Origin of the sequence: Nocardia sp. NPDC059240 (assembly GCF_042753865.1) — a bacterium.
GTDB lineage: Bacteria > Actinomycetota > Actinomycetes > Mycobacteriales > Mycobacteriaceae > Nocardia.
The window spans coordinates 146,010-157,224 of record NZ_JBHZAC010000018.1 but is presented as its reverse complement, the minus strand read 5'-3'; the positions used below and the strand labels follow the sequence as shown (position 1 = coordinate 157,224).

At 65.4% G+C, this 11,215-nt stretch carries 11 protein-coding genes and 1 rRNA gene; 1 reads left to right on the top strand and 11 read right to left on the bottom strand.

What is annotated here, in order from left to right; all coding sequences use genetic code 11:
- From ACFXHA_RS42440 to ACFXHA_RS42415, 6 genes are all read right to left on the bottom strand, one after another.
- Positions 1-76: ribosomal RNA gene (locus ACFXHA_RS42440) — 16S ribosomal RNA — on the bottom strand; the annotation flags it as partial.
- Between the two features lie 446 nt (positions 77-522).
- On the bottom strand, positions 523-1,785 hold the full coding sequence (murA, locus tag ACFXHA_RS42435; protein WP_379366587.1) for a UDP-N-acetylglucosamine 1-carboxyvinyltransferase: 1,263 nt from the start codon (positions 1,783-1,785) through the stop codon (positions 523-525).
- 10 nt (positions 1,786-1,795) lie between these two features.
- On the bottom strand, positions 1,796-2,389 hold the full coding sequence (locus ACFXHA_RS42430; RefSeq protein WP_379366585.1) for a cob(I)yrinic acid a,c-diamide adenosyltransferase: 594 nt from the start codon (positions 2,387-2,389) through the stop codon (positions 1,796-1,798).
- A 21-nt stretch (positions 2,390-2,410) separates the two neighbouring features.
- Positions 2,411-2,833, bottom strand: a complete 423-nt coding sequence (locus ACFXHA_RS42425) for a DUF2550 domain-containing protein (RefSeq protein WP_379366584.1) — start codon at positions 2,831-2,833, stop codon at positions 2,411-2,413.
- Positions 2,834-3,001: 168 nt separating this feature from the next.
- Positions 3,002-3,694 (bottom strand): MspA family porin, encoded by a 693-nt coding sequence (locus tag ACFXHA_RS42420; protein WP_379366582.1) that lies wholly within the window; start codon positions 3,692-3,694, stop codon positions 3,002-3,004.
- Positions 3,695-3,721: 27 nt separating this feature from the next.
- Positions 3,722-4,381, bottom strand: a complete 660-nt coding sequence (locus ACFXHA_RS42415; RefSeq protein WP_379366581.1) for an MspA family porin — start codon at positions 4,379-4,381, stop codon at positions 3,722-3,724.
- A 276-nt stretch (positions 4,382-4,657) separates the two neighbouring features.
- On the opposite strand from ACFXHA_RS42415, the gene ACFXHA_RS42410 reads away from it, so the two are divergent.
- The gene (locus ACFXHA_RS42410) at positions 4,658-5,749 is read left to right on the top strand and encodes an NAD(P)-dependent alcohol dehydrogenase (protein ID WP_379366579.1); all 1,092 of its coding nucleotides are present in this window, start codon (positions 4,658-4,660) and stop codon (positions 5,747-5,749) included.
- A 66-nt stretch (positions 5,750-5,815) separates the two neighbouring features.
- Here the strand turns inward: ACFXHA_RS42410 and ACFXHA_RS42405 are convergent, their stop codons facing one another.
- The 5 genes from ACFXHA_RS42405 to ACFXHA_RS42385 form a co-directional block, all read right to left on the bottom strand.
- Positions 5,816-6,193 carry a F0F1 ATP synthase subunit epsilon gene (locus ACFXHA_RS42405; RefSeq protein WP_379366577.1) on the bottom strand — a complete coding sequence of 126 codons (378 nt, stop codon included), beginning with the start codon at positions 6,191-6,193 and terminating at the stop codon, positions 5,816-5,818.
- Between the two features lie 6 nt (positions 6,194-6,199).
- Entirely contained in the window at positions 6,200-7,642 is a 1,443-nt protein-coding gene (gene atpD, locus ACFXHA_RS42400; protein ID WP_379366575.1) for a F0F1 ATP synthase subunit beta, read from the bottom strand.
- 16 nt (positions 7,643-7,658) lie between these two features.
- Positions 7,659-8,627, bottom strand: a complete 969-nt coding sequence (locus ACFXHA_RS42395; RefSeq protein WP_379366573.1) for a F0F1 ATP synthase subunit gamma — start codon at positions 8,625-8,627, stop codon at positions 7,659-7,661.
- A gap of 58 nt (positions 8,628-8,685) precedes the next feature.
- Complete coding sequence (gene atpA / locus ACFXHA_RS42390; RefSeq protein ID WP_379366571.1) at positions 8,686-10,323, bottom strand: F0F1 ATP synthase subunit alpha; 1,638 nt, start codon at positions 10,321-10,323, stop codon at positions 8,686-8,688.
- A gap of 64 nt (positions 10,324-10,387) precedes the next feature.
- The gene (locus tag ACFXHA_RS42385) at positions 10,388-11,197 is read right to left on the bottom strand and encodes a F0F1 ATP synthase subunit delta (protein ID WP_379366569.1); all 810 of its coding nucleotides are present in this window, start codon (positions 11,195-11,197) and stop codon (positions 10,388-10,390) included.
- Positions 11,198-11,215 lie beyond the last annotated feature (18 nt).

The following is an 11,215-nucleotide window of genomic DNA, read 5'->3' as shown; positions in this document are numbered from 1 at the left end:
GGCCTTACCGCTCGACTTGCATGTGTTAAGCACGCCGCCAGCGTTCGTCCTGAGCCAGGATCAAACTCTCCGTTGAAGACTCTCGAATCCATCCTCGCGGATGTAATCGGAAGAATTAACCAGAGTCCGAAAACCTTGGCAAAATCAAACGCCAGCAAAAGTATTTGCTGACTAAATGTCCGACACACTCTCACGGGGGTGAGAATGGCCGGAACCAAATAAAATATTTGGCACTGACATTCATCGACACACTATTGAGTTCTCAAAGAACACACGCACAAACGATCTCCCGGGCTCTATGTCCCGCTCGATCGTGAGGCAACTTTTCAAGCTTAGCCCCAGACGCGCAGCAGAACCAAATCCGCTGGTAGTTGGGAGCTAGTGTGATCATCAGGCGAAGCTCGTCTCACCGGAGTCGGTGTCCGTGTCGCTCTGACCTGGAATAAGTTACGTGTTGGTTGTTCGCATGTCAAATCGCCTGTTCAGGAGGGGTTTTCGCGAACCCGTCCCGACACCGGTTGTTCAGTCGGTGGTTCCGACCCGTTCGATCTCGGCTCCGAGCGAGCGCAGGTTCTCCACGAAATCCGGGTAACCCCGGTCGATGTGGAAGACGTCGTGCACTTCGGTGACACCGTCGGCGACCAGACCCGCGAGCACCAGACCGGCGCCGGCGCGAATGTCGGAGGACCACACCGGAGCCGAGGACAGTCGCGGAATCCCGCGCACCACAGCGTGATGCCCATCGGTACGGGCATCCGCACCCAGGCGGATCATCTCTTCGACGAAGCGGAAGCGCGCTTCGAAAATGTTCTCGGTGATCATCGAGGTGCCGTCCGCGATCGCGGCCAGGCCGATGGCCATGGGCTGCAGATCGGTGGGGAAACCCGGGAACGGCAGGGTCGAGAAGTTCACCGCGCGCGGGCGATCCGCCTGCACCACGCGAAAACCATCCGGTTCGAACGAGATTCGGGCGCCGGCCGAGCGCAGCTTGTCCAGCACCAGCGACAGGTGCTTGGGATTGATACCCGTGACCCGCACGTCACCGGTGGTCATGGCGGCGGCGATGCCCCAGGTCGCGGCGACGATGCGATCACCGATCACCCGATGCGTGGTCGGCGCGAGCTTGTCGACACCTTCGATGGTCAGTACAGAGGTACCGGCACCGGAGATCTTCGCGCCCATCCGCGCCAGCATGTTGCAGAGATCCACGATCTCCGGTTCCCGCGCGGCATTGTCGATGACGGTCTCGCCCTCGGCGAGCACCGCGGCCATCAGGATGTTCTCGGTCGCGCCCACCGACGGGAAGTCGAGGCGAATCCGCGCGCCCTGCAGCTCCTCCGCCCGCGCGACCAGGCAGCCGTGCTCGATTTCGGAGGTCGCGCCGAGTAGGCGCAGACCCTGCTGATGCATATCGAGGGGACGCGAACCGATCGCGTCACCGCCGGGCAGCGCGACAACCGCCCGCTTGCAGCGCGCCATGAGCGGACCCAGGACGCACACCGAAGCGCGGAACTGGGTGACCGCCGGGAAGTCCGCGTGGTACTTGGGTTCCGCGGGGGTCACGATGGTCACGGTCTCGTGGTTCACCGTGACATCGCAGCCGAGACCACGCAGCACCTCTGCCATCAGCGGCACATCCAAGATGTCCGGGCAGTTGGTAATGGTGGTCGTGCCCTCGGCCAGCAACGCTGCGGCCATCAGCTTGAGGACGCTGTTCTTCGCGCCGCCTACCGCGACCTCACCGACGAGCCTGCTGCCCCCGGTCACCAGAAACCGTTCACTCACGGGGGTCAGCCTAGTGGTCGGATCCCGTGCTCGCGGCGTCTCCGCCCGGCCGCCAAAGTATGTCGCCGTCCGGATTGGCTACACGGCTCAGAATGAACAGCAGGTCGGACAGCCGGTTGAGGTATTTCGCGGGCAGCACACTCGTGTCGTCCGGGTGGGCGTCGACCGCCGCCCAGGCCGCTCGCTCGGCGCGTCGCGCGACCGTGCGGGCCGTGTGCAGCAGTGCGGCGAGGGGTGTGCCCCCGGGCAGGATGAACGAATTCAACGGTGCCAGAGGCTCATTGAACTCATCGCACCACTTCTCGAGGCGGTCGATGTAGTCCTGCGTGATGCGCAGCGGCGGGTACTTGGGCTCGGCGACCACGGGCGTGGAGAGGTCCGCGCCGGCGTCGAAGAGATCGTTCTGAATGGAACGCAACACACCGAGCATCCGCTCGTCGGGCGCTCCGAGCGCGATGGCGACGCCGAGAGCCGCATTGGTTTCGTCACAGTCGGCGTAGGCGATCAAGCGCGGATCGGTCTTGGCCACCCGGGAGAAATCACTCAAACCGGTCGTACCGTCATCGCCGGTCCGCGTATAGATCCGAGTCAGGTGCACGCTCACACGGTCACCTTAGCCCTTGCGCTATCCGGCGCGGCGGCGGCGAATGCGCTCGGAGGGGCGGGATTCCACCCAGGACAGGAAGGCCGCCATGGCCCCGCGATCGAGCGCCAGCTCATAGCTGCCGTCGCCGTCGGAACACATGACGATGACCTCGTCGGTCATGATGTCGTACTCGTCGTCCTGCGGGGACCGCCGCGGACCGATCTCGATCGCGAGCCGGCGCATCGTGGAGTCCGGACCCAGCTTCAAACTGGAGAGCTTGTAGAAGAGGAGCGTGTCTTCGTCGTAGCGGATGAGGCCGTGCCGCCAACCGCCACCGTGCCCGCGCGCGGGCAGCACCCGCAGCAGTGCGGCCGTGCCGCCGCGGCGGAGCATCACCAGGCGATAGGTCGAGGCCAGGGCCAAACCGACAAGCAAAAGCACCAGAATGATCAGAAGCCACATCCCGGTTTGCAATGCCGCTCCGTCCCTTCACATCCGCGTTGCTGTCGATCACGAACCGGCCTGCGGCCGGGCCCCGCTTTCGGTCGATACTAGCGACCCGGGAAAGGCGGAGTCCGGCCATCCACCGAATGTGACGTATGCGCTGTTCAGCGAGGCGCAGAAGATATATCAGCCAATGCTGAACGGCTGACCGTAAAGCACCAGGTTGCCGATGAAGTTCGTGCTGTCGACCTCGGCAGCGATGAAGGCCCGAGCCTGAGCGTAGCCACCGCAGCCGTCGACGGCGAAGGTCTCGTCGACCCAGGTGACGCTGGCGTGCGGGCCGAGCGTCTTGTTGTAGCGCTTGTGCGATTCCTGGCCGTAGTCGTCCGGCTTCTCGAGGTCGAGCATCAGCAGCGCCTTGGCCTGGCCCGGGCCCAGACTGATGCCCGCGCCCATGGATTCGGTCGGCACACCCGGCGTGATCCCGCTGCTGGCCACCGTCGCCGATTCACTCGCGTTCTCGCTCGGGGAGAACGACCCGATGTCCACCTGGCAGCCGACGATATAGCCGGGGCTGATCTTGATCGTGGCGCTCGACGCACTCGGTCCGTCCAGATCCACCACACCGCGGGCCGTGGTCCACACATTGCGGTGCATCGGCGTATCACCCATGGAGCCGCTGATCTTCGCCGATTCGTTCTCGATCCGCACGATCAGATTGGTGCCGTCGGCGAGCTGCCGGGAGATGCTGCCGCCCGGCAGCGGGACGAACGTGTCCGCGTGCGCCACTCCCGTCGGGCTGAACCCGCAACCCACCACGGCGGCCAGCGCGACACCCAGTACCTTGCCACCCCGGATGCGAATTCCCTTGCCGTACATACGATCCCTTCCCTTGAAGTGGAAGCGTCAGCCGATGCTGAACGGCTGACCGTAGAGGGTGACCTTGGAATAGTCCGCGCCGATGATCTCGACCACGGAGACCTGCCGGGCCTGCGCGTACCCGCCGCAGCCCTGGATCTCCATCGGAATGTCCTGGTAGTTGATGGTGTAGGTACCGCTCTTGATCAACTCGATGTTGTTGATCGAGACCCAGACCACCTGCCCCGGCGAGATCGGGAAGCTGAACCCGCCCGCGATGCTGGGCGTCAGGCTCAGCGCGAACGACGAGTTCGCGCTCAGCACACCCAGGTTCACCTGACATCCGATGATGTATCCGGTGGTGAGGTTCGAGGACCCGTGGGTTCCCGAGTTGTTGGTGCCCGGAAAGTTCTTCGGACCGTTGTTGGGTCCGACATTCCCGTCCGGGGTGTCCACGTCGGCGGTGACGTTGCCGCTCACCCAGGACGTGCGGCCCGCGCCGTTGGCCGCCAGGGACGGCGAAATGATCGCGCGCTCACCGATACTGGTGATTTTCACGCCCGGGCCCTCGATGTGCCCGTCCGGGAGCGGCACCACGGCGTCCGCGTTCGCCGCACCCGGTGAGAAGAATCCGAGGGCGACCGCGACAGCAGCGGCGGCCACCCCCCATTTGCCAATACGAAGCCCGCTCATCAACCCCTCGCTCATCGTGCAGCCTGCATCGTGGAGGTAAAGCTGAGAATGCTGGATTGCCGAGACTTTGCGGGATGCTTCAGATCACATCCGTTGACCGGCGATTGCATTTAACCACACGGTGTAACCGGCGTCGCAATTTCGCCACGAGATAACGGAAATCCGTTGGCGCTTACCAGCCGCGGCGGACCGGTTCCCAACCGCAGGCCCGCTCAGTAGGATCCGGGATGGCCCAAAACTGGAACAGGTTCTTATGCTCCGGACAATTGGGATGTCTTGGAAGGAGATTCCGTGGAAATCACCGCTGCGGTGGCCCGGGGAGCGGATAAGCCGTTCTCGATGGAGACCCTCGAGCTCGAGGACCCGCGACCGGGCGAGGTGCTGGTGCGCATCGTCGCGAGCGGCGTCTGCCACACCGACCTGGTCACCAAGGGCGTGTTTCCCGCCGATTTGCCGATCGTGCTCGGACACGAGGGATCCGGCATCGTCGAACGCATTGGCTCGGAAGTAACCGGAATCGAAGTGGGCGATCATGTGCTGCTCACCTATGCCAGTTGCGGTACCTGTTCCCGTTGCGTCAACGGGCTTCCGCCCTATTGCGAGAATTTCGTCATTCTCAACACCTCCGGCGGGCGTTCGGATTTCACTTCGCCGCTGAGCAGCAATGGCGAACGCGTCATGGGCGCGTTCTTCGGGCAGTCGAGTTTCGCCACCCACGCGCTGGTGCCCGCGCGCAGTGTCGTGGTGGTGGGCAATGACATCGACCTGGTGGCCACCGCCCCCTTCGGATGCGGCGTGCAGACCGGCGCGGGCGCGGTCGCCAATGTCATGAAGCCGGGCCCCAACGATTCGATCGCCATCTTCGGCGTCGGCGGCGTGGGCATGGCCGCCCTGATGGCCGCGCGCGCGATCGGCGCGGGAACCATTGTGGCCATTGACCTTTCCGCGGAGCGGCTGGCCGTGGCCAAGGAGCTCGGCGCGGATGTCACCATCGACGGTGCGGCCGAGGACGTGGTGGCGCAGATTCAGGCGGCAACCAACGGCGGCGCGAACTTCGCCCTCGACACCACGGCCATCAATGCCGTGATCGCCAAGGGACTGGAAGCGCTGGCCCCCATGGGCACGCTGGTGCTCGTGGGCCTGGGCGAGGCGAGCATGGACCTGGAAATCGGCCACCTCACCGGAAACGGGAAGGCCGTGCGCGGCTGCATCGAGGGCAGTGGCGATCCGCAGCAGTTCATTCCGCAATTGCTGCAATGGCATGCCGAGGGCAAGTTCCCGATCGAGAAGATCAGCAAGACCTACAAGTTCGCGGATATCGACACCGCGCTGGACGACGCCCACCACGGCGGCACCATCAAACCGATCCTGACCTTCGACTGAGACGAAAAAGCGGCGGCCCCAAGGGAAATCCCTTGGGGCCGCCGCCTTTTGTTCTGCGTCGAGAGACTAGCCCTGGGCTGCCTTCTCGAGAGCGCGCAGCTGGCCCTGGGCCTTGGCCAGCGCGGCCGGGCTCGCATCGGCATCGGCGACAACGGCCTTGGCGGCCGCCTCGTCGATGTCGAAGGCGAATTCGGCGGACTCGGCCAGCACACGCACCGAAGTGGCGGTGACCGAGAAGAAACCGCCGTGCACCGCGGCGACGATGCGCTCGTCGTCGTCGGACACGATGGTCACCGTGCCGCCCTCGACCAGCTGCCCGAGCAGCGGTTCGTGGCCGGCCAGGATGCCGATCTCGCCCTCGGTGGTCTGGGCCGAGACGAAGCTCGCCCGGCCCGACCACACCAGTCGCTCGACGGCGACCAGATCAACGGACATATCTGCCATGGGTGACTACTTCCCGGCGATCTTCTTCGCAGCAGCCTCGACGTCGTCCAGGCCACCGCAGGAGTTGAACGCCTGCTCAGGCAGGTGGTCGAACTCGCCCTTGCAGACGCGATCGAAGTCGTCGATCGTCTGCTCCAGCGGCACGACGGAACCCGGCTGGCCGGTGAACTTCTCGGCCACGATGAAGTTCTGGCCGAGGAACTTCTCCAGACGACGGGCACGGCCCACGAGGACCTTGTCGCCTTCGGAGAGCTCGTCCATGCCGAGGATGGCGATGATGTCCTGCAGTTCCTTGTACTTCTGCAGGATCCGCTTGACCTCGTTGGCCACCCGGAAGTGCCGCTCGCCGACGATCGAAGCCTCGAGGATACGAGAGGTCGAGGTCAGCGGGTCGACGGCCGGGTAGATGCCCTTCTGCGAGATCGGGCGGGAAAGCTCGGTCGTCGCGTCCAGGTGGGCGAAGGTGGTCGCCGGCGCCGGGTCGGTGTAGTCGTCGGCGGGGACGTAGATCGCCTGCATCGAGGTGATCGAACGGCCACGGGTCGAGGTGATCCGCTCCTGGAGCTGACCCATCTCGTCCGCCAGGGTGGGCTGGTAACCCACGGCCGAGGGCATACGACCCAGCAGGGTCGAGACCTCGGAGCCGGCCTGGGTGAACCGGAAGATGTTGTCGATGAAGAGCAACACGTCCTGGTTCTGCACATCGCGGAAGTACTCCGCCATGGTCAGGGCCGACAGGGCGACGCGCATACGCGTGCCCGGCGGCTCGTCCATCTGGCCGAAGACGAGGGCGGTGTCCTGAAGGACGCCCATCTCTTCCATTTCCAGGTGGAGGTCGGTGCCCTCACGGGTACGCTCACCGACGCCCGCGAACACCGAGGTGCCCGAGAACTCGCGAGCGATACGGGTGATCATCTCCTGGATCAGAACGGTCTTGCCGACACCGGCACCACCGAACAGACCGATCTTGCCGCCCTTGACGTACGGGGTCAGCAGGTCGATGACCTTCACGCCGGTCTCGAGGATCTCGGTCTTACCCTCGAGCTGGTCGAAGGCGGGCGGCTGGCGGTGGATGCCCCACTGCTCGCCGTCGCGGCCCAGGCCGGGGGTGTCCAGGCAGTCGCCCAGCGCGTTGAAGACGTGGCCCTTGACGACATCGCCGACCGGAACCGAGATCGGCTTGCCGGTGTCGCGCACCGCCACGCCACGCACCAGACCGTCGGTCGGCTGCATGGAGATGGTGCGAACGATGTTGTCGCCCAGGTGCTGTGCGACCTCGAGGGTCAGCGTCTTGGCGACGGAGGCGAGCTCGATGTCGACGTTCAGCGCGTTGTAGAGCTCGGGAATCGAGCCCCGCGGGAACTCGACGTCCACCACGGGGCCGATGACGCGGGAGACGCGGCCAGTGCCGGCGCCAACCCGGGTTTCGTTAGTGACAGCTGCGGTCATTGGTTCTCTTCCGTGTCTAGTCGCGGTCCGAGCTCGACGCCAGCGCGTTGGCGCCACCGACGATTTCCGTGATTTCCTGCGTGATTCCGGCCTGGCGCAGCGAGTTCGCGGTACGGGTCAGTGAATTCACCAGATCCGTCGCGTTATCGGTGGCGGCCTTCATCGCGGTGCGGCGCGCAGCCGACTCCGACGCCGCTGCATCGAGCAGCGACGAGTAGATCCGAGTGTTGATGTACTTCGGCAGCAGCGCGCCCAGCAGGCGGTCCGCGTCCGGCTCGAACTCGTACTGGGCAACCGGATCCGAGTTGCCGTCGCTGAAGGAGTCCTCACCCAGTTCGAAGTTCTCGTCGACATAGCTCACCTGAATGGGAGCCAGGCGACGCACCTCGGGGACCTGCGACAGCATCGACACGAAACGCGTGTAGACGATGTGCAGTTCGTCGACGCCGGCCATGGTGCCGACCCCGTTGGGGGCGGCGACCTCGCCGTCGGCGCCCGCCATGAACGCCTCGACCAGGTGGTTGCAGGCGGCGGAGGCATCGGCGTAGTTGGGCGCCTGGGAGAAACCGGTCCACGCACCGTTGGTCGAGCGACCACGGAAGGTGTAGTAGGTCAGGCCCTTCGAGCCCATCACGTACAGCACCGGCTCTTTGCCCTCGGCGCGCAGGGTGGTCAGCAGCTCCTCGGTGCGCTTGAGCACATTGGAGTTGTAGCCACCGCACATGCCACGGTCACTGGTGATCACCAGTACCGCGGCACGCCGCGCGTTCGGCCGCTCGGTGAGCAGCGGATGGGTGAGATTGCCACTGGCGCTTGCCAATTCGGCGAGCACCTTGGTGATCTCCTCCGCGTACGGCTTGGCAGCCGCAACCCGGGCCTGCGCCTTGCTGATTCGCGAGGTCGCGATCAGCTCTTGCGCCTTGGTGATCTTCTTGATCGAGCTCACGGAACGAATACGGGAGCGCAGTTCGCGCACGCTTGCCATTAGCGGTTCACACTCCCTTCATTCCTCGAGTCAGACAGTCGCATCAGCTTCGCCGTTCTTACTTCTCGACGTGCTTGCGAGTGACAGACAGCGACTCGACCTCTTCGTGATCGAGCTTGTCGGCCTCGGCCTCGACCACGCGGCTGCCATCGGAAGCCAGGAAGCCCTGCTTGAACTTGTCGGTCGCGACCTTGATGGCCTCGGCCGGCTCGCCCTCGATCTTCTTCGAGCCGCCCTGCAGGGCATCGAAGGAGGACTGCACGGAACCGTGCAGGAACTCGAGCAGCTCGCTGTTGAAGCGACGGACATCGCCGACCGGAACCGAGTCGTAGAAGCCGGCGTCGACCAGGAACAGCGAAACGATCTGGTCCTCGACCGCGACCGGGGAGTACTGGTCCTGCTTGAGCAGCTCGACCCAGCGGCCACCACGCTCCAGCTGCGCCAGCGAGGCCGCATCCAGGTCGGAGGCGAAGGCGGAGAACGCCTCCAGCTCACGGTAGGAGGCCAGCTCCAGACGCAGCGAACCGGCGACCTGCTTCATGGCCTTGGTCTGCGCGGCGCCACCGACTCGGGACACCGAGATACCGACGTTGATGGCCGGACGGACACCCTTGTTGAAGAGGTCCGACTCCAGGAACACCTGACCGTCGGTGATGGAGATGACGTTGGTCGGGATGAACGCCGAGACGTCGTTGGCCTTGGTCTCGATGATCGGCAGCGCGGTCATGGAACCGGCACCGAGCTCGTCGGACAGCTTGGCGCAACGCTCCAGCAGACGCGAGTGCAGGTAGAAGACGTCACCCGGGTACGCCTCGCGGCCCGGCGGGCGACGCAGCAGCAGCGAGATGGCGCGGTAGGCCTCGGCCTGCTTGGACAGGTCGTCGAACACGATCAGGACGTGCTTGCCCTGGTACATCCAGTGCTGGCCGAGGGCCGAACCGGTGTACGGCGCAAGCCATTTGAAGCCGGCGGAGTCCGACGCGGGCGCCGCGACGATGGTGGTGTACTCCATCGCGCCGTGCGCCTCGAGCGCGGCCTTCACGCCCGCGATGGTGGAGCCCTTCTGGCCGATGGCGACGTAGATGCAGCGCACCTGCTTCGTCGGGTCACCGGTGGCCCAGTTGGCCTTCTGGTTGATGATGGCGTCGATGCAGACCGCGGTCTTGCCGGTCTTACGGTCGCCGATAACGAGCTGACGCTGGCCGCGGCCGATGGCGGTCAGCGCGTCGATCGCGGTGATGCCGGTGGCCAGCGGCTCACCGACCGGCTGGCGCTCCAGCACGGTGGCGGCCTGCAGCTCGAGCACGCGACGCTCTTCGGCCTCGATCTCGCCGAGGCCGTCGATCGGGGCGCCCAGCGGGTTGATGACGCGACCGAGGAACTTGTCGCCCACCGGAACCGAGAGCACGTCGCCGGTGCGTCGCACCTGCTGGCCCTCTTCGATGGTGTCGAACTCACCCAGGATGACGGCACCGATCTCGGTGTCCTCCAGGTTCAGCGCCACGCCGAGGACGCCGCCGGGGAATTCCAGCAGCTCGTTGGCCATCGCGGACGGCAGCCCGCTGATGTGGGCGATACCGTCGCCGGTGTCGGTGACGACACCGACCTCTTCGATGGAGGTCTCCGGGGTGTAGCTCTGGGTGTAGCTCTCGATCGCGCTACGGATCTCATCGGGGGAGATCGTCAGCTCCGCCATGTTCTTCCTGCTCTCGCTGTGGGTCTCGAATGTCGGTGTGTTACTGCGCTTCTCGGCGTCGTCTCTAGGTGAGAGACTGGCGCAAGCGCTGCAGTCGGCCGATGGCGCTGCCGTCGATCAGGTCGTCGCCCACGCGCACGACGACGCCGGCCAGCAAGGTCGGGTCCTCCTGCACGTGCACGGTGATCGGCTTGTCGTAGATGCGCTGCAGCGAGGCGGCGAGGTGCTCGCGCTGCTGCGGCGTCAGGGCCACCGCGGCGCGCACGTGCGCCACGATCTGCTCCCGGAGCGAGGCCGCCAGATCGGACAGCTCATCGATGGCCTGACCGGAATCGCCCTTGTGGCGCACCACGGCCTGTTCGACCAGCTGCAGGGTGATGTCCTCGACCTTGCCCGCGAGCAGACCCTGCACCAGGGCACGCTTGGCCGCAGCCGGCTTGCCGTGGTCCTGCAAGGCCTGCTCCAGGTCCGGGTTGTCATCGATGATGCGACCCAGCCGGAACAGCTCGTCCTCGACGGCGGTCAGGCGGCCACGCTCGTCCGCGGCGCGCAACAGCGCTTCGCGGCCGAGCAGGACCAGCGTGTCCACCAGATCGCGGGTCCGCGACCAGTCCTGGGCCACCGCAGTGGTCAGCACGGCCTGGGTGGTTCCGCTGATCTTGCCGCCGAAGACGCGTTCGGCCAGCTCGGCGCGCACCGAACTCGACACCGACTTATCCGCGAGCGCCACACGCAGCGAACGCTGGTCGTCGAGGACGGCGACAACGGCGAACAGTTCCGACCCCGTAGTAGCCGCGACGGTGTCGCTACCGGTCAGAGCGGCCCGAAGAGCTTCCCGCGCACGGGAACTCGCCTCGCGGCTCGCTGCGTACATGCTTCCCACTTTCGGCTC